22 protein-coding genes and 3 tRNA genes are annotated in these 21,775 nt (G+C 62.2%); 12 read left to right on the top strand and 13 right to left on the bottom strand.

The genetic code is table 11. The features are described 5' to 3' along the window. The first annotated feature begins 8 nt into the window (after positions 1 to 8). Positions 9 to 1,412: an aspartate ammonia-lyase gene (locus ACZ5WQ_RS17235; RefSeq protein ID WP_338213159.1), complete on the top strand. Its 1,404-nt coding sequence runs from the start codon at positions 9 to 11 to the stop codon at positions 1,410 to 1,412. Then, on the top strand, positions 1,409 to 2,434 hold the full coding sequence (locus ACZ5WQ_RS17230) for an asparaginase (RefSeq protein ID WP_464382743.1): 1,026 nt from the start codon (positions 1,409 to 1,411) through the stop codon (positions 2,432 to 2,434). Before ACZ5WQ_RS17235 ends, ACZ5WQ_RS17230 begins: the two co-directional genes overlap by 4 nt. On the opposite strand, the gene ACZ5WQ_RS17225 is transcribed toward ACZ5WQ_RS17230, so the two are convergent. Further along, a complete protein-coding gene (locus ACZ5WQ_RS17225; RefSeq protein WP_088274630.1) occupies positions 2,431 to 3,258 on the bottom strand; it encodes a helix-turn-helix transcriptional regulator in 828 nt (275 codons plus the stop codon). The genes ACZ5WQ_RS17230 and ACZ5WQ_RS17225 overlap by 4 nt on opposite strands. A gap of 186 nt (positions 3,259 to 3,444) precedes the next feature. Between ACZ5WQ_RS17225 and ACZ5WQ_RS17220 the strand changes: the two genes are divergently transcribed. The 4 genes from ACZ5WQ_RS17220 to ACZ5WQ_RS17205 all read left to right on the top strand — a co-directional run bounded on the left by ACZ5WQ_RS17220 (position 3,445) and on the right by ACZ5WQ_RS17205 (position 7,398). Further along, a complete protein-coding gene (locus tag ACZ5WQ_RS17220; protein WP_088274628.1) occupies positions 3,445 to 5,031 on the top strand; it encodes a peptide chain release factor 3 in 1,587 nt (528 codons plus the stop codon). Between the two features lie 233 nt (positions 5,032 to 5,264). Then, positions 5,265 to 6,062 carry a TatD family hydrolase gene (locus ACZ5WQ_RS17215; protein WP_464382742.1) on the top strand — a complete coding sequence of 266 codons (798 nt, stop codon included), beginning with the start codon at positions 5,265 to 5,267 and terminating at the stop codon, positions 6,060 to 6,062. Positions 6,063 to 6,096: 34 nt separating this feature from the next. Then, on the top strand, positions 6,097 to 6,567 hold the full coding sequence (locus ACZ5WQ_RS17210; protein WP_269688019.1) for a multidrug transporter: 471 nt from the start codon (positions 6,097 to 6,099) through the stop codon (positions 6,565 to 6,567). Between the two features lie 12 nt (positions 6,568 to 6,579). Further along, on the top strand, positions 6,580 to 7,398 hold the full coding sequence (locus ACZ5WQ_RS17205) for an SDR family oxidoreductase (RefSeq protein WP_228245399.1): 819 nt from the start codon (positions 6,580 to 6,582) through the stop codon (positions 7,396 to 7,398). Here the strand turns inward: ACZ5WQ_RS17205 and ACZ5WQ_RS17200 are convergent, their stop codons facing one another. After that, positions 7,399 to 8,430: a Leu/Phe/Val dehydrogenase gene (locus ACZ5WQ_RS17200; protein ID WP_228245400.1), complete on the bottom strand. Its 1,032-nt coding sequence runs from the start codon at positions 8,428 to 8,430 to the stop codon at positions 7,399 to 7,401. It lies immediately after the preceding gene. 111 nt (positions 8,431 to 8,541) lie between these two features. On the opposite strand from ACZ5WQ_RS17200, the gene ACZ5WQ_RS17195 reads away from it, so the two are divergent. Beyond that, positions 8,542 to 9,399: a Tim44 domain-containing protein gene (locus ACZ5WQ_RS17195; RefSeq protein WP_269688021.1), complete on the top strand. Its 858-nt coding sequence runs from the start codon at positions 8,542 to 8,544 to the stop codon at positions 9,397 to 9,399. Positions 9,400 to 9,601: 202 nt separating this feature from the next. Here ACZ5WQ_RS17195 and ACZ5WQ_RS17190 read toward each other — a convergent pair whose 3' ends face one another. Beyond that, positions 9,602 to 10,156: a response regulator transcription factor gene (locus ACZ5WQ_RS17190; RefSeq protein ID WP_269688022.1), complete on the bottom strand. Its 555-nt coding sequence runs from the start codon at positions 10,154 to 10,156 to the stop codon at positions 9,602 to 9,604. Next, positions 10,156 to 11,424, bottom strand: a complete 1,269-nt coding sequence (locus ACZ5WQ_RS17185) for an ATP-binding protein (protein ID WP_464383667.1) — start codon at positions 11,422 to 11,424, stop codon at positions 10,156 to 10,158. Before ACZ5WQ_RS17185 ends, ACZ5WQ_RS17190 begins: the two co-directional genes overlap by 1 nt. 152 nt (positions 11,425 to 11,576) lie before the next feature. On the opposite strand from ACZ5WQ_RS17185, the gene ACZ5WQ_RS17180 reads away from it, so the two are divergent. Next, positions 11,577 to 12,278 carry an SIMPL domain-containing protein gene (locus ACZ5WQ_RS17180; protein ID WP_464382741.1) on the top strand — a complete coding sequence of 234 codons (702 nt, stop codon included), beginning with the start codon at positions 11,577 to 11,579 and terminating at the stop codon, positions 12,276 to 12,278. A gap of 31 nt (positions 12,279 to 12,309) precedes the next feature. On the opposite strand, the gene ACZ5WQ_RS17175 is transcribed toward ACZ5WQ_RS17180, so the two are convergent. Together ACZ5WQ_RS17175 and ACZ5WQ_RS17170 are read right to left on the bottom strand one after the other, a co-directional pair. Beyond that, positions 12,310 to 12,525, bottom strand: a complete 216-nt coding sequence (locus ACZ5WQ_RS17175; RefSeq protein WP_088274611.1) for a hypothetical protein — start codon at positions 12,523 to 12,525, stop codon at positions 12,310 to 12,312. Between the two features lie 62 nt (positions 12,526 to 12,587). Beyond that, a complete protein-coding gene (locus ACZ5WQ_RS17170; protein WP_228245403.1) occupies positions 12,588 to 13,271 on the bottom strand; it encodes an energy-coupling factor ABC transporter permease in 684 nt (227 codons plus the stop codon). A 147-nt stretch (positions 13,272 to 13,418) separates the two neighbouring features. Between ACZ5WQ_RS17170 and ACZ5WQ_RS17165 the strand changes: the two genes are divergently transcribed. Together ACZ5WQ_RS17165 and ACZ5WQ_RS17160 are read left to right on the top strand one after the other, a co-directional pair. Continuing rightward, positions 13,419 to 13,595, top strand: coding sequence for a DUF3094 family protein (locus ACZ5WQ_RS17165; protein ID WP_088274608.1), 177 nt, complete (start codon positions 13,419 to 13,421; stop codon positions 13,593 to 13,595). Positions 13,596 to 13,700: 105 nt separating this feature from the next. After that, positions 13,701 to 15,026, top strand: coding sequence for an NAD(P)/FAD-dependent oxidoreductase (locus ACZ5WQ_RS17160; protein WP_088274606.1), 1,326 nt, complete (start codon positions 13,701 to 13,703; stop codon positions 15,024 to 15,026). A 619-nt stretch (positions 15,027 to 15,645) separates the two neighbouring features. Here the strand turns inward: ACZ5WQ_RS17160 and ACZ5WQ_RS17155 are convergent. The 6 genes from ACZ5WQ_RS17155 to ACZ5WQ_RS17130 form a co-directional block, all read right to left on the bottom strand. After that, positions 15,646 to 15,721, bottom strand: a tRNA-Lys gene (locus ACZ5WQ_RS17155). Between the two features lie 14 nt (positions 15,722 to 15,735). After that, positions 15,736 to 15,812: transfer RNA gene (locus tag ACZ5WQ_RS17150), tRNA-Pro, on the bottom strand. Positions 15,813 to 15,824: 12 nt separating this feature from the next. Beyond that, a tRNA-Asn gene (locus tag ACZ5WQ_RS17145) sits at positions 15,825 to 15,900 on the bottom strand. A 325-nt stretch (positions 15,901 to 16,225) separates the two neighbouring features. Further along, a complete protein-coding gene (locus ACZ5WQ_RS17140) occupies positions 16,226 to 17,773 on the bottom strand; it encodes a phosphoenolpyruvate carboxykinase (protein ID WP_088274604.1) in 1,548 nt (515 codons plus the stop codon). 176 nt (positions 17,774 to 17,949) lie between these two features. Then, complete coding sequence (gene hslO / locus ACZ5WQ_RS17135) at positions 17,950 to 18,831, bottom strand: Hsp33 family molecular chaperone HslO (RefSeq protein ID WP_088274602.1); 882 nt, start codon at positions 18,829 to 18,831, stop codon at positions 17,950 to 17,952. A gap of 32 nt (positions 18,832 to 18,863) precedes the next feature. After that, positions 18,864 to 19,271: an RNA-binding S4 domain-containing protein gene (locus ACZ5WQ_RS17130; protein WP_088274600.1), complete on the bottom strand. Its 408-nt coding sequence runs from the start codon at positions 19,269 to 19,271 to the stop codon at positions 18,864 to 18,866. A gap of 102 nt (positions 19,272 to 19,373) precedes the next feature. On the opposite strand from ACZ5WQ_RS17130, the gene rimB reads away from it, so the two are divergent. Both rimB and rimK read left to right on the top strand, forming a co-directional pair. Then, a complete protein-coding gene (gene rimB / locus ACZ5WQ_RS17125) occupies positions 19,374 to 19,835 on the top strand; it encodes a retropepsin-like aspartic endopeptidase RimB (protein WP_228245405.1) in 462 nt (153 codons plus the stop codon). Between the two features lie 57 nt (positions 19,836 to 19,892). Further along, a complete protein-coding gene (gene rimK / locus ACZ5WQ_RS17120) occupies positions 19,893 to 20,798 on the top strand; it encodes a 30S ribosomal protein S6--L-glutamate ligase (RefSeq protein WP_464382740.1) in 906 nt (301 codons plus the stop codon). A gap of 200 nt (positions 20,799 to 20,998) precedes the next feature. On the opposite strand, the gene yrfG is transcribed toward rimK, so the two are convergent. Continuing rightward, positions 20,999 to 21,673 carry a GMP/IMP nucleotidase gene (gene yrfG / locus ACZ5WQ_RS17115; RefSeq protein ID WP_233049003.1) on the bottom strand — a complete coding sequence of 225 codons (675 nt, stop codon included), beginning with the start codon at positions 21,671 to 21,673 and terminating at the stop codon, positions 20,999 to 21,001. Between the last annotated feature and the right edge of the window lie 102 nt (positions 21,674 to 21,775).

The raw sequence follows: 21,775 nt of genomic DNA, 5'->3' as shown, positions 1-21,775 counted from the left end.
GCACACCCATGAATACCCGTTCAGAACACGATCTGCTTGGTGATCTCGATGTACCCGAAGATGCCTGGTACGGCATCCAGACCCTGCGTGCGGCGGCCAACTTTGCCATTACCGGGGTGCCGATTTCCCACTTCCCGGAGCTGATTCAGGCACTGGCGCAGGTAAAACAGGCCTCGGCGCTGACCAACCGCGACTTCGGCCTGCTCAGTCAGGAAAAGACCGACGCCATCGTCTCCGCCTGCGAAGACATCGCCAGCGGTCTGTATCACGATCAGTTTATCGTCGACGTCATTCAGGGCGGCGCCGGCACCTCGACCAACATGAACGCCAACGAGGTGATCGCCAACGTCGCACTGGCCAAGCTCGGGCACGGTCGTGGCGAGTACCGCTATCTGCATCCGAATGACGACGTCAACCGCTCGCAGTCGACCAACGACGCCTACCCGACCGCCGCGTGCCTCGGCATCCAGTTTGCCGCCGACAATTTCGTCCCCGCGCTGGCCTCGCTGAAGGCCGCACTGGAAGACAAGGGCCGCGAGTTCGCGCATATCCTGAAGATGGGCCGCACCCAGCTGCAGGACGCGGTACCGATGACCCTCGGCCAGGAATTCGACGCCTTTGCCGTCAACCTCGGCGAAGACATCGACCGCATCCGCGAAGCCTGCGCGCTGCTGTGTGAGGTGAATCTCGGCGGCACCGCCATCGGTACCGGCATCAACACCCCGGACGGTTATTCCGCCAAGGTAGTCGCACGGCTGGCCGAGGTGTCGGGCAAGCCGCTGGTACCGGCCTGCAATCTGGTCGAAGCGACGTCCGACATGGGCGCCTTCGTATTCTTCTCCGGCATCCTCAAGCGCCTGGCGATCAAGCTGAGCAAGATGAGCAACGACCTGCGCCTGCTCTCCAGCGGCCCGCGCACAGGGCTCGGTGAAATCCAGCTGCCGCCGATGCAGCCCGGTTCCTCGATCATGCCGGGCAAGGTCAACCCGGTGATTCCCGAGGCGATGAACCAGACTGCGTATCAGGTCATCGCTGCCGATCTGGCGGTGACCCTGGCCGCCGAGGCCGGGCAGCTGCAGCTCAACGCGATGGAGCCGATGATCATCTACAACCTGCTGAACTCGCTGAAGATGCTCAAGGAAGCCTGCCAGATGCTGGAACATCGCTGCATTCGTGGCATCATCGCCAACGAACAGGCCTGCGCTGCCCACGTCGACAACAGCATCGGTATCATCACCGCGCTGGTGCCACACATCGGCTACAGCAATGCCTCGCGCATCGCCCATACGGCGCTGATGACCGGCAGCACGGTCAAGGCGCTGATCATCGAGGAGAACCTGATGAGCGAATCGGAACTCAACCGCCTGCTGAGCCCGCAGTCCATGCTGGCTCCGCAAAAGGCCGCCTCATGACCGCCGAGGTGCTGATCCTGCACACCGGCGGCACTATTGGCATGGTGCCCGGCCCGCATGGGCTGGCACCGGCCCCCGGTTTGCGCCAGCGGATCGAGCAACAGCTGGGCAGCAGTCTGCAGCAGTTGCCCAGCTTCGATCTGCTGGAGATCGACCCGCTGATCGACAGCGCCAATATCACCCCGGCGCACTGGCAGCAGCTCGCCGCGCTGCTGGCCGAACACTGGGACCGCTATCGCGGCTTCATCATTCTGCACGGCACCGACACCATGGCCTACAGCGCTGCGACGCTATCGTTCATGCTCGGCGCCAGCGAACGCAACGTGCTGTTCACCGGCTCGCAAGTCCCGCTCGGGCTGCCGCGCAGCGACGCGGTGGCGCACCTGCAGGCGGCGCTGCAATTGGCAGCCGGGCCGCGCCTGCGCAATGTCGGCCTGGTGTTCAACAACCGGCTGCTCAACGGCAGTCGGCTGCGCAAGGTCAGCAGTCAGCAGTTCCAGGCCTTCGACACCCCCAACGCGGCGCCGTTGGCCGAGCTGAATATCCGCCCGCAGCTGTATACCGAGCGATTGCTTGGCGAAGCCGTCGCCAGCCGTCACCCGCGCGAAGCAGCGGCGCTTCAGTTCCAGCCGGGGGCCGTTGCCATGCTCTGTCTGCATCCATCGATGCCGGCAGCCCTGTACGACGCGATTCTGACCGACAGTCACTGCAAGGCGGTGGTGTTGCAGAGTTTCGGCGCGGGCAACGTGCCCAGCCGCGATCCGGCGTTTGATGCCTTTATCAAGCGCGCCAACGCCCGCAACAAGGTGGTGGTCAACGTGACACAGTGCCTGCAGGGCGGCATCAGCCCCGGCGCCTACGCCGCGAGCGCAGGTCTGGGAGATCAGGGGGTACTGAGCGGCGGTGACATGACGCCGGAAGCGGCGTTCTGCAAGCTGCACTGGTTGCTGGCGGGTGGCCGCGATACAGCAGCCGTAATCCGCGACTGGTCACTCAACCTGAGCGACGAACGGACGATCTAAAACCGCGCCCGGAAGTGCCACTCGCCCGGGCCAATGTCGTTGCGGATCGCCGCGCGGATATCCGCATCCAGCGCCGGGTCGTCACAACTGTAGAGCCCACACAGCGCCAGCACGCGCTGACGATCCACTTCACGCCCCAGATATTCGTACAGCACCCGGGTGCAGCACGGCACCCGCTCGCCACTGCCGGATACGCCGATGCGCAGGCCGGTCAGGCGATCCACCCGGTTGCGGAACGAGGGATAGAGTACCGTCTGGGTCATCTCGAAGTTGGTCAGGGTTTCGTAGTCGGAGAGAAAGATACGGTCCGACAGGAACTGCACCATGCCGCGATACACCCCGTGAAACGGTTTGCTGCCGGGCCGCTCACGAATCCGCTCGGTACGCTGGTAGTAGGTCTTGCCGTCGTGCTCTTCCAGACACACCAGGGTACGCAGGATGCTGCCGGGATAGGCCATCGACAGGTAGTACTCGAAGTAGTAGCCCAGATACTTGTCCAGCCCGTTCTGGCCGGCACGGTTCAGCCGCTGCAGGTATTGCTGCTCCAGCGAGTCGGGCTGTAACGGCAGCAACGCCGTTCGCTCGCCCTGCTGCGGACGCACCTGAATCAACCGCTGGAACTGGCCGTGGGGCAACAGCATCTCGTGAACTTCAACGCCGAAAAAGTCGCACAGTCGGCGCATGGTGCTGTCGGACGGTCGATTGATGCCGTTGAGATAGCGATTGAACTGAGGGCGGTTGATGCCCAGCCGGCGGCACACCTCGGCGGTGGACTTGTAGTAGCTGCACAGCAGCCGCAGGTTGTCGCCAAAATCGTCGTGCATGGTCGCCCTCACTCGTGACCGCAATGGTAGTTCAAACTGCCGGCAGGCGACACCGGGCGCTGTACACGTTTTAGCCTTTGTCATCCCCCGCCCGATCAGCGACAATACGCAGCTATTTTTCAAGCCTCGTCCGGACCCGGTCTGCACAGTGCAGCGACCGCGTCCCGCCACTACTCAGTAGCCGACATGTCCAACGCCATCGAAAAAGAAGTCGCCAAACGGCGCACCTTCGCCATCATCTCTCACCCGGATGCGGGTAAGACCACCATCACCGAACGTCTGCTGCTCATGGGGCAGGCGATCAGCGTGGCCGGTACGGTCAAGTCGCGCAAATCCGACCGCCACGCCACCTCCGACTGGATGGCGATGGAAAAGGAGCGGGGCATTTCGGTGACCACCTCCGTGATGCAGTTCCCCTATCGCGACGCGATGGTCAACCTGCTCGACACCCCCGGCCACGAAGACTTCTCGGAAGATACCTACCGCACCCTGACCGCGGTGGACTCGGCGCTGATGGTGCTCGACGGCGGTAAGGGTGTCGAGCCGCGCACCATTGCGCTGATGGACGTCTGCCGCCTGCGCGACACGCCCATCGTCAGCTTCGTCAACAAACTCGACCGCGACATCCGCGACCCGATCGAGTTGCTCGACGAAATCGAGGCGGTCCTGAACATCAAGGCCGCCCCGATCACCTGGCCGATTGGCTGCTACCGCGATTTCAAGGGCGTCTACCACCTGGCCGACGACAAGATCATTGTCTACGTCCCGGGCCACGGTCACGAGCGCACCGAGCAGCAGGTCATCGATGGCCTGGACTCCGATGCCGCCCGCGCCCATCTGGGCGATCTGTACGACGACTTCGTCGAGCAACTCGAACTGGTACAGGGTGCCTGCCACGAGTTCGATCAGGACGCCTTCCTCAAGGGCGAACTGACTCCGGTATTCTTCGGTACGGCGCTGGGCAACTTCGGTGTTGATCAGGTGCTGGACGCCATCGTCGACTGGGCCCCGCGCCCGCAACCGCGCGCCAGCCACGAGCGTGAGGTACAGCCGACCGAAGCGCCGTTCACCGGTTTCGTGTTCAAGATTCAGGCGAACATGGACCCGAAACACCGCGACCGTATCGCCTTCGTGCGCATTTGTTCCGGCCGCTACGAAAAGGGCATGAAGCTGTTCCACGTGCGCACCGGCAAGGAAGTGCGCATCGCCGATGCGCTGACCTTCTTCGCCGCCGAGCGTGAGCATCTGGAAGAAGCCTGGGCCGGCGACATCATCGGTCTGCACAACCACGGCACCATCCAGATCGGCGACACCTTTACCGAAGGCGAGAAGATCGGCTTTACCGGCATCCCGCACTTTGCCCCGGAACTGTTCCGCCGCGTGCGCCTGAAAGACCCGCTGAAATCCAAGCAGCTGCGCCAGGGCCTGCAGGAACTGGCCGAGGAAGGCGCCACCCAGGTGTTCTTCCCCGAGCGCAACAACGACATCATCCTCGGCGCAGTCGGTGTACTGCAGTTCGACGTGGTCGCCGAGCGCCTGAAGCAGGAATACAAGGTCGAGTGCATGTACGAACCGGTCAACGTCTGGTCCGCCCGCTGGGTCGAATCAGGTGATCGCAAGAAACTCGACGAATTCAGCAAGAAGGCCACCGAGAACCTCGCAGTCGATGGCGGCGGTCACCTGACCTACCTGGCGCCGACCCGAGTCAACCTCAGCCTGACCGAAGAACGCTGGCCGGAAATTGAATTCCGCGCGACGCGAGAGCATCACTGAGCCGCTACGCGGCTCAGCTGCAAGCCTCAAGCTGCAAGTAACACCCGTGCGGTCACCAGCTGCGCGGGTGGTTTGAGGGCACTGCAACTGCAAACGACCGCGATAACCCCCACCGCACTCCCGCAGGGCCCACAGTCTGTCCTCGCTTTTCGCTTTTCGCTTGTAGCTTGTAGCTTGAGCCGCGCAGCGGCTTCCGGCTTGCAGCTCGCTACGCGTAAGCGTAGCGTTCCCCCATGCCCTATATCGACACCCACACCCATCTCGACTTCGCTGCCTTCGACCCTGATCGCGATCAGGTGTTGAGCGACTGCGCGCGCCTGGGTGTCGAGCGGCTGGTGCTGCTGGGCGTCACGCAGGGTAACTGGGATCGAATCTGGCAGCTGTGCCAGCAGCACGACAATCTGTTCGCATCCTTTGGTCTGCACCCGATGTTTCTGAGCGAGCACCGTGCAGAACACCTCGGCGCATTGCAGCAAATACTGGCAGAGCGGCTGGACGATCCGCGCTGCTGCGCCGTTGGCGAATACGGGCTGGATTACTGGGACAAGAGCGCCGACCGCCACGCCCAGCAGCAGCTGTTCGAGGCGCAGCTGCAGCTGGCGGTCGATTGCCGGCTGCCCAGTTTGCTGCACGTGCGCCGTGCCCACGCCGATGTGATTGCCACGCTGAAACGCTATCGCCCGGCGCGCGGCGGCATTGTCCACGCCTTCAGCGGCAGCCCGGAAGAGGCCCGCGAGTACCACAAGCTGGGCTTCAAGTTGGGCCTGGGCGGCGCCGCCACCTGGCCGCAGGCAACCCGGTTGCGTCAGACCATCGCGCTGCTGCCCGGTGAGCAACTGGTGCTGGAAACCGACTCGCCCGACATGGCGCCGGCCTTCCACGCCCACCAGCGCAACAGCCCCGCACTGCTGCCACAGATAGCCAAAGAGCTGGCCGCCCTGCGTGGCGAATCACTCGACGAGTTCAGCGCCCGGTGCTGGCAGAACAGTTGCGAGCTGTTTCAGTGGTCGCCGCCAGCCCTCCCGGCTTGATAGAGTTATAGCCTGTTCCAAGGAGGACCAACCCATGCCCTACGGCATCGCCCTGTTTTTGATCTGGCTGGTACTGCTGCTGCGTTTCCCGCGGGTGATGCTGCCGGTCAGTGCTGTGGTTGCCGGCCTTGCCTTGCTGCTCGGTGCGGTCGTCGGCGTGTTGCAGTGGCAACAGAGCCAGCGCATCGACCGCCTTGCCTTCGACCTCAGCTATCAGCCCGACAGCTGCCCGTTCGGCCAGCCGCTGGCGGTGCGAATTCACAACGGCGGTGATCTGACCGCGCGCAATATCAGCTGGCAGCTGTGGGTCAACCAGCCCGGTTACAACTCCAACCTGGTGGACGTGGCCAGCAGCGACCAGCGCTTTACCCTGGGCCCCGATCTGCTACCCGGCGCCGACACGCTGATCTGTTACAGTCTGCCGCGGCTGCGCCGCGGTTACCGCGAATCCGAGCTGCAATACCGCGCCGATGCGGTGCGCGCCGACTTTATCGAAGAACAATAAGGAGCCTCACCCATGACCCAACCCGTCGCCCTGATCACCGGCTGTTCGTCCGGCATCGGTCAGGCTCTGGCGCTGGCCTGCCTGGACGCCGGCTATCAGGTATTCGCCGCCGCGCGCCGTGTCGACACCCTGACCCCGCTGACTGACAAGGGCGCCATCGCCATCGAACTCGATGTGAATGACGCCGCCCAGCGCAGACAGTGTGTCGAGCAGATTCGCGAGCAGGCCGGGCGCCTGGACCTTTTGGTCAACAACGCCGGGTACGGTGCCATGGGGCCAATCATGGATGCCGATCGCGAGACCCTGCTGCGCCAGTTCGACACCAACGTCTTTGCCCCGCTGCAACTGGTTCGCGACAGCGCCGAGCTGCTGCGCACCGCCAAGGGCCTGATCGTCAATATCGGCAGTGTGTCCGGCGTCACCACCACGCCGTTCTCCGGCGTGTACTGTGCCTCCAAGGCGGCGCTGCATGCGATTTCCGACGCCCTGCGCATGGAGCTGCATCCGTTCGGCATCCAGGTCATGACGGTCATGCCGGGGGCCATTGCCTCGGACTTCGGCAATAACGCCACCGCGGCGATCACCATGGCCGACAGTTCCTGGTTCAAGCCCTGGGAAAAAGCGGTACAGGCCCGCGCCAAGGCCTCACAGAACGCCCGCTCAACCAGCGCGAAGGACTTTGCCCGCGAGCTGCTCGGCTACATCGGCAACCCGGTGCGGCCGGAGAACGTGCTGATCGGCTCCGGCGCGCGCAGCATGGTGCGCCTCAAGCGCTGGCTGCCGACATCGATCCTCGACAAGCGGATGCGCCAGCGCTTCAAGCTGGAGTAATCAGAGCGCGTCCTCGTCATAGAGCAACTGCTCCGCCTGCCGGTCGGCCACTTCGGCAGGCGAGCGCCCCTGCGCAAGGCTCTGTTCAAAGATCGAATCGAGCCGGCTGCCGATATTCCTGATCCGCCCCGCAATGTCGCCGGCCGCAACGCCCCGGTGAGTCAGCGCGACATGCAACAGACCACCCGCATTGATGACGTAGTCGGGCGCATACAGAATCTCGCGCATCCGCAACTGTTCGCCCAACGCTGGCTCGACCAGCTGGTTATTGGCGGCGCCGGCCACCACCGCGCAGCGCAGCCGGGTGATGCTGCGCTGATTGATGACGCCGCCCAGGCCACAGGGTGCAAACACATCACAGGGCGCCTCGTAGACGGCATCCGGGGCCAGTGGCTGGGCGCCGAGTTCCTCTTCAGCCAGCCGCACCCTGCCCTGATCCAGATCGGCCACCAGCAGCTCGGCGCCCTCGGCCTGCAGCAGCTGCGCCAGCGCATATCCCACATTGCCCAGCCCCTGCAGGGTGACGCGCACCCCGTCGAGCGATTCCTGACCGAGCCGCGCCCGCACCGCCGAACGTATCCCGGCCAATACGCCGAGCGCCGTGTGCGGCGAGGGGTCACCGGCATGCGTAGTGCTGGTCACGTGGGCGGTTTGCTGGGCAATGCAGTCCATATCGGCGCTGCTGGTGCCGCTGTCCATCGCCGTGATGTAACCCCCACGCAGCGATTCAATACAACGGCCAAAGGCCTCGAACAGCGCGGCCCGATCGGCAATGTGCGGCTGACGCAGAATCACCGCCTTGCCGCCGCCCTGGTCCAGCCCCGCCAGCGCTGCCTTATAGCTCATGCCGCGGGCCAGACGCATGGCGTCAGCCATAGCGTCGTCGACACTGTTGTAGGCGAGATACCGGCACCCGCCAAGCGCCGGGCCCAGACGCGTATTGTGGATCGCAACAATGGCTTCGAGTCCGGTCGCCTGGTCGGAAAAGAAGTGCAACCCTTCCATACGTTCGGCACGCATCGCTGTAAACATGTACGCTCTCCCGCTTTCTTCGGTTGTCTGAAACAACCATACACACTAAACCCGTTCCTTGCCTGCGCCTCTTTGGCAAACTTGGCATCCCCTGTATTCGGAGGTTATTACATGCGTTGGTTGTTGCCGTTTTTTACCGTGATGCTGATGGTTGTTGTCAGCACACCTGATGCCGAAGCCCGCCGCATGGGCGGTGGCAAGAGTTTCGGCAGCGCGCCGACCCACCAGAGCGCACCCGTTCAGCGTCAGGCTGCACCGCGCGATCAGCAAGCGGCTCCCAACCGTCAGCAAACCGCTGCGGGAGCAGCCACCTCTGGCGCCAGCCGCTGGCTGGGCCCGCTGGCCGGTATCGCCGCAGGTGGTCTGCTGGCGTCCATGCTGTTCGGTGACGGCTTCGAGGGCATTCAGCTGTTCGACATTCTGCTGTTCGGCCTGATCGCCTTTGTTCTGTTCAAGCTGTTCAGCCGCCGCCCGCAGGCCGCGCAGCAGCGCCAGCCGCAATGGCAGCCGGCCGGCGGAGCGCCCATGCAGCGCGAGCCGGTGCAGAACTGGGAGCCAGCGCATACCGCACAGCCCGCTGCCGCTGCGCCGATTGACGCCCCGGCCTGGTTCGACGCCGAGGTATTCCTGCGTGGTGCCAAGGAGCATTTCTATACCTTGCAACGCCACTGGCGTGACGGCGACAGCGCCGGCATGGCCGAGTACCTGAGCCCCGAGCTGCTGCAGCAACTGCTGGCCGCACGCGAGGAATCGCCGCCAACCGCCAATGGCTTCGTCGACGAGCTGACCGCGCGTCTGGACGGTGTCACCCAGGCCAACGGCCGCACACTGGTAACCGTCAGCTTCAATGGCCTGGACCGAGACAGCGCCGAAGACGCAGGCCAGTGGTTCGATGAAAGCTGGGCGCTGGAACGCGCCGATGGCGACAATCAGCCGTGGATTATCACGGGAATTCGGCAGAACGGCTGAGCGCGCCGCAGGCGCGCACTTAGCCGTCAGCGGCAAGCGGCAAGCGGCAAGCGTGCTAAACATGCGCTTCGGCTCAGGACCGTCAAATGTTTCCTAAAAAACTTTGACGCCATTGCCCGCCTCAAGAAAAAACCGCGCGATTAGCATCAGCGCGGTTTTTTCTTGTAGCTTGTAGCTTGTAGCTTGCCGCTGGCGCGAAGCGCTAGCGGCGCACCGGCCTCTTCTGCAGTTTGCGCTGCAGGGTCCGCCGGTGCATGCCCAGCGCCCGGGCGGTGGCAGAGATATTGCCGTCATGTTCGGCCAGTACGCGCTGGATGTGTTCCCACTGCAGCCGGTCAACCGACATCGGGTGCTCAGGCACCAGCGACTCGGGATCGGCCTGTTCCGACAGCAGGGCAGTCAGAACGTCGTCGGCATCGGCGGGTTTGCACAGGTAGTTGCAGGCGCCGCGCTTGATCGCCTCTACGGCGGTGGCAATGCTTGAGTAACCGGTCAGGATCACGATACGCAGATCCGGATACAGCTCCAGCAGCTTCGGCATCAGCACCAGCCCGGAGTCTCCTTCCATCTTCAGGTCCAGCACCGCGTAATCGGGCCGACGCTCACGCGCGATGCGCATGGCCTCGTCTGCTCCGCCTGCGGTTTCTACCTGCAAGCCACGGCGACTCAATGCCCGCGCCATGACCCGGGTAAAGGTCGGATCGTCATCCACCATCAGCAGCAGCGGCTGATCTTCCTGAGTCGTCTCTTCAGTCATCAATTTTCTCCTGTCACCACCGGCAACCGTACTTCGGTGAGGGTACCACCACCATCCTGATTAAACAGCTTTACACTGCCGCCCAATCGCGAAACGGCGGCCTGACTGAGGAACAGCCCAAGCCCGAACCCCTTCTTGCCCTTGGTCGTGACAAACGCGGTACCCAGCTGTTCGGCAATATGCAACGGCACACCCGGACCATGATCCCGGATACGCAGAATAATCTGGCCGCTGTTCCAGTGCAGACTGATCTGAATGTTGTCCGGACAGGCATCAGCGGCATTGTTCAACAAGTTGAGAATACCCTGACCCAGCTCAGGCGTCGCCCGCAACAGAGGCGCAGGCTCCTGCGGCAGGGGTTGCAGTTGCCAGGACGCCTCGGGGCGCATCAGTTGCCAGCGCGCCAGCATCGCACGCAGCCACTCGTCACCCGCCTGTACCTTCTCCGGTTGACGGCGACTGTCTTCCGCACTGCGCACCATGTGCTGCAGGCTCTCCTTGCATAGCTTAACCTGCTCCTGCAGAACGGTAAGGTCCTCCTGCAAATGCGGATCACTGTAATCCTTGCTGATTTCCTTGAGCAGCACACTCATGGTCGACAGCGGCGTAGACAGCTCATGGGCGGCGCCGGCGGCCACGCTCGCAATCCCCAGGAGTTGAGCATCTCGCGCGCTCTGCTCGCGGCGCTCGGCCAGCCGATCGGCGTGCAGACGCAGCGCGTCGGCCATCCGCACGACAAACAGGCTGATCAGGCCGGCGCTCATGGCAAAGTTGAGCCACATGCCGATGACGTGCAGATTGATCAGGCCGCCGGCGAGTGGAATCTCGAAGGCGTTGAGCGGCATATACCAGACCAGCAGCGCACTGTAGGACGTCACCGCAACGATCGCCAGGATGGCGGTGAAGAACCAGGGGAGCGTCGCGGCGGCAATAGTCAGCGGCACAAGATAATAAGACACGAAAGGGTTGGTCGGGCCGCCCGAGTAATAAAGCAGGACGCTGTGGATCGCCATATCGAACAGCAGCTGCAGGGCGTACTCGACACTGGTGACCGGCCAGCTGCTGCGCAGCCGCAGCAGCGTCAGAATGCTTACTCCCGCCGAGACACTCAGGGTGATCAGCAGCGGCGTCCAGGGTAATGGAAACCAGCCGCTGAGATAGGCTGCCATTACCGATATGCTTTGGGCCAGCAGGACCAGCAGACGAATCAGTACTACCCGCCAGAGATTCTGACTCGACGGCGAGAGGGCCAGCGTATTGAGGCTCATAAGGGTTCGGTGCGGCACGCAAAAAACTCCAGTATAGGAAGCTCGACGAATGGAGCCGAGGTGACACAGGGTCGCACAATCAGGCGCAGTCGGGAATCGGGAACCAGCAGCGTTTGCATGGGTCTGACTGTGCACTGAACAAGGAGAACACCATGGGTAAACCACTTCTGCCAATGACTGGCCTGCTGCTCGCCGGATCGCTGCTTGCCGGCGGCGCCCAGGCGGATGACATCAGCTACAACCAGATATCGCTGCGCACCCAGGTCGAGCAGGCGGTCAATCATGACACCATGCAGGTGACCTTCTACACCGAAGCCCAGGACCGCGACCCGGCCAAGCTGGCCGAAACCATTACCCGCCGCCTCAATGCCGGTCTGGAAACCGCACGCAAGGCCAGCGGCATCCGCGTCAGCAGCGGTAACCGCAGAAGCCACCCGGTCTATGACGAAAAGGGCGAGAATATCGTGGGCTGGCGTGAACGCGGTGAGATCAGCATCGAGGGCAGTGACTTCGCGGCCATCTCGGCGCTGACCGGCCAAATGCTTGGCGAACTCAGCCTCGGCAGCATGCAGTTCAGCCTGTCGGCCGACAGCCGCAGACAGACCGAGGACCAGCTTATCGCCAAGGCCATCGAGGCGTTCAAGGCCCGCGCCGATATCGCTACCCGCAGCCTTGGCGGCAGCGACTACAAGATTGTCAACCTGAACCTCAATACCCAGTACATGCAGCCAATGCGCTACCGCGCCGAAAAGGTCATGATGGCTGCCGACATGTCAGGCAGCGCGCCTGAGGTGGAAGGCGGCCAATCCGACGTCACTGTCAGCGCCGACGGCGTGATCGAAGTGCGCGACTGACCTGACAGCAACAACCGTTCATGCGCCCTGCTCAGGGGCGCATGAAGGCGTACTCTTCATCGTCATCCAGGTTGTTGGCGAGAAAGTTCAGTTCGCTGGCAATATCCTGCTGCGTACGCGCCTTTTTGTAGACCGCAATGACTTCACTCATCAGCGCGCGGGCCAGCGCCTGCTCGTCATGGCCGGCAGCGGCGGCCTTTTCGATGGCCTCAGCCATGACCTGTTTGGCAATTGTGTAGGCAGACATGTCTTCTCTCCTCTGTGGTAGCTCATTTGAACACCCGGCACGGCGCACGACATTGATCTGCCTCAGGATTTGTCATCGTCCAATGGCGCCTGCAGGTAACGATCGGTATTGAACGTCTCAACCCAGTCCGGATGAAAGACAATCAGCGCGGCGATTACCGTGCCATTGATAAAGGCCTCGGGAAACATGACCAGCAGCAGATACCCAAACAGCTCGACCAGGCTGTCCGGCGCCTGCAACTGGCCGGACCAATGCAGCAACCCCATGCCACTGAGCACCGTACCCACCGCGCTGAGACCGGCGGCAAAGAAGCCACTGATGAAGATATACAGAAACAGATTTCGGGGCTGCCTCGACTCCAGCGCCCGGGCTATCGCCACCGTGATCAGCACCGGCACCAGCAACCGCAGCACACCGTTGGCTCCCAGAGCAGCAACGTCGTCCTGCCCCAGCAGTACCAGCGCCAATTGCGCGAGCGCACCGGCCACCAGTGCCAGCGGCCAGTCGAGGATCAGGGTCACTGCGGTTACACCGATGAAATGCATGGTCAGACCGCTATCGAACTCGCGGCGAACCAGCCAGAGTACGGCCAACGCAAACGCGCTGCCGTAAAACAGATGCTGACGACGGCTGTCGGCGATCAGCTCAACCCAGCTGACCCGCGCCAGCGCCCACAGCGTGGCCGCGCCGTAAATCAGCAGACAAAGCGTCAACTGCAGGGGTGTCAGTAGTGCATCGGACAGCATGGCGACCTCCAGAGCCGGTGGCAGCGATGATAGCAGGCTGATCCAAAGGAGTAATGCAATCACCCCGGCAAGGGTCTAGAATGACCGCAAAGTCAGTCAAGCCTTAGCCGCAGCAACGTACTGCAACGACACAAGAAGGCCATCCCAATGCCCAGCCGACTCCACCCCGAAGACCAGAAGCGCGTTGACGAATACCTGTCCTCCCCGGTTCACCGGGTCGAGCGCCGCCCTTTTCGCGTATGGATCCTGATCGCCCTGGTGGCGGGCTCGGTCATTGGTCTGGGCCTGCTGTCACGCCTGCTGGCCCAGTTTGCGGTTGCCTGATCATTCGGCCAACCGGTCACTGCCCGCCACTCCAGCCCTGACGCCCAGCGTGCCCGCTTTCGGCCGTTGACTGACGCCCGTTTCCATTATCCGTGAGAAACCAAGATGTCAGACTCCAACGCATCTCCCGCAGTACCACCGCGCATTGTCGTTGTCGGCGGCGGCGCCGGCGGGCTTGAGCTAGCCACCCGACTGGGGCGCAAACTGGGCCGCAAGGGCAAGGCCAGAATTACCCTGGTCGACGCCAACATGACCCACATCTGGAAGCCGCTGCTGCACGAAGTCGCCGCTGGCTCGCTCAATTCGACCGAAGATGAGCTGAATTACGTCGCCCAGGGCAAGTGGAACCACTTCAACTTTCAGTTGGGCGCCATGACGAGTCTGGATCGCGAGCGTCGGACCATCCAGCTGGCCGCCATCCACGACGAGAACGGCGACGAGCTGATCGCCCCACGCGAGCTGGACTACGACTACCTGGTGATCTCCGTCGGCAGCACCACCAATGACTTCAATACCCCGGGTGCAGCCGAGCACTGCCTGTTCCTCGACACCCGCGCCCAGGCCGAGCGCTTTCATCGCAGCCTGCTCAATCAGTACATGAAAGCGCAGGCAAGCGAACGTGGCACCACCCGAGAGCCCATCAACGTTGCCATCATTGGCGCCGGGGCCACCGGGGTTGAACTGTCTGCGGAACTGCACCACGCAGCGCAGATGCTGCGGGCCTACGGCTTCAACCGGATCAGCCCGGAAGACCTCAATATCAACATCATCGAGGCCAGCCCGCGCCTGCTGCCGGCACTGCCGGAACGCATCAGCGGCCCGGTGACCGAAATCCTGCGCGACCTCGGCGTGCACCTGCACACCGGATCACCGGTCAAGGAGGTCAAGGCAGACCGACTGGTACTCGGTAACGGCGAAGAGATTCCCGCCAGCCTGAAGGTCTGGGCTGCCGGCATTCGTGCGCCGGCATTTCTGGCAACCCTCGGCATGCCGACCAACCGGATCAACCAGCTGGAAGTGGACCGCACCCTCAAGGTCAACGGCGAAGAGCGCATCTATGCCTTCGGCGACTGCGCCGCCTGCCCCACTGACGAGCCCGGCAAGTTTGTTCCACCACGCGCGCAGGCCGCCCACCAGCAGGCCAGCCTGCTGGCAAAAAACCTCTGCCGCCTGCTGGAAGGCAAGCCGCAGAGCGAATACACCTACCGCGACTACGGCTCGCTGATCTCGCTGTCGAGCTTCAGCGCCGTCGGCAACCTGATGGGCAACCTGACCGGTAACGTGATGCTGGAGGGGCGTCTGGCAAGGATGTTCTACGTGTCCCTCTATCGCATGCACCAGATGGCCCTGTACGGCGTTCCACGTACGTTGATGCTGATGTTGAGCGACCAGTTCGGCCGACCGACCGAACCGCGCCTGAAGCTGCACTGAGCGCCTCTGAGGCCACCAACAAACCCCGCCACGTGCGGGGTTTTGTTTTGGTGTAGTGCGAACTGCGGAGCGACACACTCCTCGCGCCTGCCTGATCAACCTTTACCCTGAGAGGAGCAGCGGTTAACCGTTCTCAGCATCGCGCTGTTGCCGAATCAGCCTTTCGCCTTTTACGGCGAGCCAAGGGGGGCTGCTTGCCCAGCCCCCCTTAGCAATCCCCCGGGGCACCCGGCTACGCGGCCCTGCGGGTTCGCTGCGTTGCTCGATTTATCGGGGAGTCATAAAACTCGTCGCTTCGCTCCTCAGACATCCTATGACTCTTTTTCCCGATAAATCTGCGCTACTCGCCCGCGTAAACGGGAATTGGGATTGTGCATTCATCGCGCTAGCTGATCGTACCCACTCTCCGAGTGGGTACGCCTGTCCGGACGCTCCGCGTCCGCTGGTGCAGACACAACGGCGCTTTTTCCCGACATGCTCAAGCGGCACACTCGAAGTAACTGCAGACGCAGCGTATGGCATACCCAGACACCGGCCACAAACGCAAAAAACCCGCACAAGGCAGGACAGGAGAACTGATTCAGATAGAAAGGAAAGGTACTGCAAGGAAGGTTTTGAGTGGTGGGTCGTGTAGGATTCGAACCTACGACCAATTGGTTAAAAGCCAACTGCTCTACCAACTGAGCTAACGACCCATGCTCAAAAAAACTGGTCGGGGTAGAGGGATTCGAACTCTCGACATCCTGCTCCCAAAGCAGGCGCGCTACCAGGCTGCGCTATACCCCGTTTATCTCAAGTTGGCTCCGCGACCTGGACTCGAACCAGGGACCCAATGATTAACAGTCATTTGCTCTACCGACTGAGCTATCGCGGACCGGCCTTGAAACATCTCAACAGCGGCAGTGGTTGGTAACACATATCCCCTGCTGAGGCGCGCCATTTTACCGACCAGCGCAGGAGTGTCAACCCTTTTTATCTCTTTTATTTCAATGTTCTATCGAAAGCCGTGGCAATCGATCCCCCTTCCGTATGGTCACCACCGGGAGGGGTGTACATCTGCCATGTTTTCGCGCCGCAAAGGCACCGGCCCGGACGCAGACGCGACATTGGCGAACCAGCATCGCACATCGCCAAACGGCAACCCTGAAAACACGAAACCCGCCATCAGGCGGGTTCCGTTAACGCGGCTTGTCTGCGGCTTAGCCCAGCTGTGGACCAGCAGCGACGATGGCGTCAGACACATCGAACTTGGTGAAGTTGTCGACGAACAGCTTGGCCAGATCCTGCGCCGCCTTGTCGTAGTCTGCACTGCTCGCCCATGTGTTACGCGGGTTCAAGAGTTTGGTTTCAACGCCAGGCACAGCAACCGGAACGTCCAGGTTGATAACCGGCAGGTGCTCGGTCTCGACACCGACCAGCGCGCCAGACTGAATTGCCGCAATGATCGCGCGGGTAGTCGGGATACTGAAGCGGCTGCCGGTACCGTACGGGCCACCGGTCCAGCCGGTGTTGACCAGGTAGACCTTGCTGCCGAACGCATTGATGCGCTTGATCAGCAGCTCGGCGTACTCGCCGGCAGGACGCGGGAAGAACGGCGCGCCGAAGCAGGTAGAGAAGGTCGACTTGATACCGCCGCCCGAACCCATTTCGGTCGAACCGACCAGCGCGGTGTAACCGGACAGGAAGTGGTAGGCGGCCTGCTCGTTGTTCAGGATGGACACCGGCGGCAGAACACCAGTCAGGTCACAGGTCAGGAAGATGATCGCGTTCGGCTCACCGGCCATATTGGCAACAACGCGCTTCTCGACGTGCTCCAGCGGGTAGGCGGCACGGGTGTTCTGGGTCAGACTGACATCGGTGTAGTCGGCATGACGGGTAACCGGGTCGATAACCACGTTCTCGACGATGGAGCCGAACTTGATGGCATTCCAGATGACCGGCTCGTTCTTCTGCGACAGGTCGATGCACTTGGCGTAGCAGCCACCTTCGATGTTGAACACGGAGCCTTCTGCCCAGCCGTGCTCGTCGTCACCGATCAGGTTACGGGACTCGTCGGCAGACAGGGTGGTCTTGCCGGTGCCGGACAGACCGAAGAACAGGGTGGTGTCACCGTTGTCGCCGACGTTGGCGGCACAGTGCATCGGCAGCACGTCCTTGGCCGGCAACAGGAAGTTCTGCACGGAGAACATGGCTTTCTTCATTTCACCGGCGTATTGCATGCCGGCCAGCAGGACCTTGCGCTGGGCGAAGTTGATGATCACGCAGCCTTCGCTGTTGGTACCGTCACGCTCAGGCTCGCAGACGAAGTACGGGGCGTTCATGATCTGCCATTCATCGCGAGAAGCCGGGTTGTAGGCTTCCGGATTGATGAACAGGGTGCGACCGAACACGTTGTGCCATGCCGTCTCGGTTTCCATCACGACCGGCAGGTAGTGGGCCGGATCGGCACCAACGTGGACGTGGGATACGAAGCTTTCGCGCGCGCCCAGATAGTCGGCAACGCGGGCCCACAGGGCGTCAAACTTGTCAGCCGGGAACGGACGGTTTACCGCGCCCCAGGCAATCGCAGAGCTGGTGGACGGCTCGTCAACGATAAAACGGTCCATCGGCGAGCGGCCGGTACGTGCACCGGTCTTGACTACCAGAGCGCCAGTATCTGCCAGTTGGCCTTCGTTGCGCTGAATGGCCAGCTCGATCAGGTGTGCCACGCTCAGGTCGGTGTACACGGTATTGGTAGCTTGCGTCATCAAACAGGGTCCTCTTCGACTTTGACCGAATGTATCTATCTAAAGACCGACCGATTCGGCCTAAGTCCGTGGGGGTTCAGGTTGGTTTTCGTCCATTGACTCAGCGCGGACTCAGCGCGCAGGCGCGCCATTATGCCAAAAAAAAGACAAAGTCGCTAAGCCCGCGCCGTTGTCGTTTAATGCAAACCCTTCGCGTGCTCGGCTGCAGCGGCAAAAAGCGCCTGCACCGCGGGCTCATCAAAACGGTAACGGCTATTGCAGAACTGACAGTCGACCGTGATCTCACCGCCCTGTTCTTCTAGCAGCGCGAGGACATCGTCCTGCCCGAGGCTGACCAGCGCATTGCCGGAACGCTCCATCGAGCAGCTGCATTCGAAATGCACCGGCTGCGCGTCAAACAGTCGCACCTCTTCCTGGTGATAGAGGCGATGCAGCAGGGTTTCGTTATCCAGACCAATCAGCTCTTCGGCGGTAATGGTATCGGCCAGCACGTTCAGGTGTGCCCAGGTATCGGCGCGCTCCTGCTCGTCCTTCTGACGGTCGGCCGGCAGCGCCTGCAGCAGGAAGCCGCGGGCTACGCGACCATCGGCATGCAGCCGGAAACGGGTCGGCAGCTGCTCGGAGTTGGCGAAGTAGCTGCCCAGCGATTCGGCCAGCGAGCCGCCTTCCAGCGACACGATGCCCTGGTAGCGCTGCCCCTTGTCCGGATCGATGGTGATCGCCAGCACGCCGTCGGGCATCAACTCACCGAGGGTTTCACCGCTGAGATCGTCTGCGTACCGGGCGATGCCGCGCACCCCCTGTTTGCTGGAGCACTCGACCATCAGGGTCGACAGCGGACCGCTGGAGCGGGCCTGCAGAATCAGCAGCCCGTCGAATTTGATGGTGGTCGAGAGCAGCACCGCGGCTGCCAGCATTTCACCCAGCAGCGCCTGAACCGGCTGCGGATAGGGGTGCTTGGCGAGGATTTCGCGGTAGCTCTGATCGGCGGACACCAGCTCGCCGCGCACGTCGGCGTTTTCAAACAGAAAGCGTTGGGTAATGTCCTGAGCGGCCATGATGCACCTTCAAAAGGCGCGATTATACCCAATCAGTCCTCGGCCGGTGTATTACGTTCATCGCGAAAACGGAAGATCTGCCGGCGCTGCTTCTTGCTCGGCCGGCCGTCACTGATCTGCCCGCCGGCGCCCAGCGCCTTGCGTTGCGCCGCTGCCGCCTCGCGTGCGGCAATGCTGTCCTCGCTCTCGCGATAGAGCAACTGCGCTTCAGGCGCGCCACGGCGCTGCTCGGACAGCACCAGCACCTCTACCGTCTTCTGATCCAGCCCCTGACGAATGCTCAACACATCGCCGACACGGATCTCCTTGCTGGCCTTGCAGCGCTCGCCTGCGCACTGCACCTTCCCGCCTTCGATGGCCGCCTTGGCCAGCGAACGGGTCTTGAAAAAACGGGCCGCCCAGAGCCATTTATCCAGGCGGACTTTGCCTTCTTGCTGCATCGGGTTTGTACTCCTCTCGCAGGCGCACTATAACAGGCTTGTCGAAACCGGAGACTTGCAGCATGATGCGCGCCCAATGGCCCCGGGCCTGGAGATACCGCTGTGAAAACCTTTGATCATCTGAGCGTGATCGGCCTGCGAGAGTGGGTCGCGCTGCCCGAACTCGGCATAAGCCAGATGATCGCCAAGATCGACAGCGGCGCCAAAACCTCTGCCCTGCATGCCAGTAACATCCGCACCTTCGAGCGTGACGACCAGACCTGGGTTCGCTTTGATGCGCACATTGGTAGCCGTACCCGTCAATACACCCGGAGCTGTGAAGCCCGCCTGGTCGACTTGAAACGAATCAAGAGTTCCAACGGTCAGATGCAGGAGCGTCACGTCATCCGCACACCGATGGTACTGGGTGATCGACGCTGGGACGTTGAGATAACCCTGACCTGCCGAAAAGCCATGCGCTATCGCATGCTGATCGGCTGCACGGCGATGCAGGATGCCCAGCTGGTAATCAATCCGGGACTCCGTTTCGTGCAGGAAAAGCCCCTGCTCGAAACGCCTCGCTGATAGACCATACCCTTACATACCCCCACTACAGCGCATTGCAGCGTCAAGGGACCCAGAATGAAGATTGCGATTCTGTCGCGTAACGCCAATTTGTACTCCACCCGCCGGTTAATCGAGGCGGCGACAGAACGTGGCCACGAGGTGCGGGTAATCGACACCCTGCGCGCCTACATGAACATCGCCAGCCACAAGCCGTCGATTCACTACAAGGGCGAAGAGCTGGAAGGCTTCGACGCGGTGATTCCGCGTATCGGCGCCTCTATCACCTTCTACGGCACTGCAGTACTGCGCCAGTTCGAGATGATGGGCGTGTTCCCGCTCAACGAGTCGGTAGCCATCAGCCGCTCGCGCGACAAACTGCGCTCGCTGCAACTGCTGGCCCGCAAGGGCGTGGGCCTGCCGGTAACCGGCTTCGCCCACTCCCCAGACGACATTCCGGACCTGATCAGCATGGTTGGCGGCGCGCCGCTGGTAATCAAACTGCTGGAAGGCACCCAGGGTATCGGTGTGGTGCTGTGTGAAACCGAAAAGGCCGCCGAGTCGGTGCTCGAAGCCTTTATGGGCCTGAAAGCCAACATCATGGTGCAGGAATACATTCGCGAAGCCGGCGGCGCCGACATTCGCTGCCTGGTAGTAGGCGACAAGGTGATCGCCGCCATGAAGCGCCAGGCCAAGCCCGGCGAATTCCGTTCCAACCTGCACCGCGGTGGCAGCGCCAGCCTGATCAAGATCACCCCGGAAGAGCGGATGACCGCCGTACGGGCCGCCAGGGTCATGGGCCTGAGCGTAGCCGGAGTCGACATCCTGCGCTCCAACCACGGCCCTGTCGTAATGGAAGTGAACTCCTCCCCAGGTCTGGAAGGCATCGAGACCACCACCGGCAAGGACGTCGCCGGCCTGATCATTGACTACATCGAGAAAACCGCCCGACCCAACCAGACGCGCACCAAGGGGAAGGGCTAGGGCAAGCCACAAGCCACAAGCCACAAGCCACAAGCCACAAGCCACAAGCCACAAGCCAAATCAGGATGGGTTCGGCGCCGCGGCCATCAAGTGTTTCCAAGCGCTATTTGCGGCGACGCGCAGTCAAAAGAAAACCCGCGCGACACAACACCTCACGGGGTCGTCTTGTAGCTTGCGGCTTGAGGCTTGGAGCTACCGACTCAGCCCGCGCTAGCGCGGGTGATGTCGGCAGCCAGCTCCGCGTAATCCTCCACCGCCTCAAACTCCTCGGTATCTCGCCGCGCGCCTCGGCTGTCGGGCTCGCGCACGGCCAGCAGGTGGGCAATGCCATATTCGCGCGCTGAACGCAGCACACTGAGGCTGTCGTCGATAAACAGCGTACGCTCGGGGTCGAACGGCATGTCGGCCTGCAGGGCGTGCCAGAACGCCTGGGTTTCCTTGGGGTAGCCGTAATCGTGGGAGCTGATCAGCCGCTGAAACCAGGTACGCAACTCCACCCGCTCCATCTTCAGCGACAGTGAATCCCGATGAGCGTTGGTGATCAGCACCACCTGCCGGCCACTGCGTTGCAGTGCCCGCAGGAAGGTGTCGGCGTCCGGGCGCAGGCTGATGAGATGCGCAATCTCGCGCTTCAATTCGACAATCGGCAGCCCCAGCTCACGGGTCCAGTAGTCCAGACAGTACCAGTCCAGCTGGCCCTGAATGGCATTCATCATGGCGTACAATTCCGTCTTGGCCCATTCAATCGACTGGCCGTGATGACGGGCATAGCAGGCCGGCATGTGCTCCAGCCAGAAGTGGTTATCAAAGTGCAGATCGAGCAGTGTGCCGTCCATATCGAGCAGCACGGTATCAATTGCATTCCAGTTGAGCATTGGCGGTTGGGCTTGGGCTTGAGGTGCGGCTATGATACCAGCGGACGCGCTGGTTGACTCAACCCACCCTGAACACCAAAGCTCAGGCGGCGATGCTCAGCA

This window comes from Halopseudomonas sp. T1L2 (genome assembly GCF_055397385.1).
This window is presented reverse-complemented; position numbering and strand designations above follow the sequence as displayed.

What these genes read in the sequence shown, in the direction of transcription:
- ACZ5WQ_RS17235 (WP_338213159.1), top strand. Translation starts at nt 9, where the DNA reads ATGAATACCCGTTCAGAACACGATCTGCTTGGTGATCTCGATGTACCC.
- ACZ5WQ_RS17230 (WP_464382743.1), top strand. Translation starts at nt 1,409, where the DNA reads ATGACCGCCGAGGTGCTGATCCTGCACACCGGCGGCACTATTGGCATG.
- ACZ5WQ_RS17225 (WP_088274630.1), bottom strand. Translation starts at nt 3,258, where the DNA reads ATGCACGACGATTTTGGCGACAACCTGCGGCTGCTGTGCAGCTACTAC.
- ACZ5WQ_RS17220 (WP_088274628.1), top strand. Translation starts at nt 3,445, where the DNA reads ATGTCCAACGCCATCGAAAAAGAAGTCGCCAAACGGCGCACCTTCGCC.
- ACZ5WQ_RS17215 (WP_464382742.1), top strand. Translation starts at nt 5,265, where the DNA reads ATGCCCTATATCGACACCCACACCCATCTCGACTTCGCTGCCTTCGAC.
- ACZ5WQ_RS17210 (WP_269688019.1), top strand. Translation starts at nt 6,097, where the DNA reads ATGCCCTACGGCATCGCCCTGTTTTTGATCTGGCTGGTACTGCTGCTG.
- ACZ5WQ_RS17205 (WP_228245399.1), top strand. Translation starts at nt 6,580, where the DNA reads ATGACCCAACCCGTCGCCCTGATCACCGGCTGTTCGTCCGGCATCGGT.
- ACZ5WQ_RS17200 (WP_228245400.1), bottom strand. Translation starts at nt 8,430, where the DNA reads ATGTTTACAGCGATGCGTGCCGAACGTATGGAAGGGTTGCACTTCTTT.
- ACZ5WQ_RS17195 (WP_269688021.1), top strand. Translation starts at nt 8,542, where the DNA reads ATGCGTTGGTTGTTGCCGTTTTTTACCGTGATGCTGATGGTTGTTGTC.
- ACZ5WQ_RS17190 (WP_269688022.1), bottom strand. Translation starts at nt 10,156, where the DNA reads ATGACTGAAGAGACGACTCAGGAAGATCAGCCGCTGCTGCTGATGGTG.
- ACZ5WQ_RS17185 (WP_464383667.1), bottom strand. Translation starts at nt 11,424, where the DNA reads ATGAGCCTCAATACGCTGGCCCTCTCGCCGTCGAGTCAGAATCTCTGG.
- ACZ5WQ_RS17180 (WP_464382741.1), top strand. Translation starts at nt 11,577, where the DNA reads ATGGGTAAACCACTTCTGCCAATGACTGGCCTGCTGCTCGCCGGATCG.
- ACZ5WQ_RS17175 (WP_088274611.1), bottom strand. Translation starts at nt 12,525, where the DNA reads ATGTCTGCCTACACAATTGCCAAACAGGTCATGGCTGAGGCCATCGAA.
- ACZ5WQ_RS17170 (WP_228245403.1), bottom strand. Translation starts at nt 13,271, where the DNA reads ATGCTGTCCGATGCACTACTGACACCCCTGCAGTTGACGCTTTGTCTG.
- ACZ5WQ_RS17165 (WP_088274608.1), top strand. Translation starts at nt 13,419, where the DNA reads ATGCCCAGCCGACTCCACCCCGAAGACCAGAAGCGCGTTGACGAATAC.
- ACZ5WQ_RS17160 (WP_088274606.1), top strand. Translation starts at nt 13,701, where the DNA reads ATGTCAGACTCCAACGCATCTCCCGCAGTACCACCGCGCATTGTCGTT.
- ACZ5WQ_RS17140 (WP_088274604.1), bottom strand. Translation starts at nt 17,773, where the DNA reads ATGACGCAAGCTACCAATACCGTGTACACCGACCTGAGCGTGGCACAC.
- hslO (WP_088274602.1), bottom strand. Translation starts at nt 18,831, where the DNA reads ATGGCCGCTCAGGACATTACCCAACGCTTTCTGTTTGAAAACGCCGAC.
- ACZ5WQ_RS17130 (WP_088274600.1), bottom strand. Translation starts at nt 19,271, where the DNA reads ATGCAGCAAGAAGGCAAAGTCCGCCTGGATAAATGGCTCTGGGCGGCC.
- rimK (WP_464382740.1), top strand. Translation starts at nt 19,893, where the DNA reads ATGAAGATTGCGATTCTGTCGCGTAACGCCAATTTGTACTCCACCCGC.
- yrfG (WP_233049003.1), bottom strand. Translation starts at nt 21,673, where the DNA reads ATGCTCAACTGGAATGCAATTGATACCGTGCTGCTCGATATGGACGGC.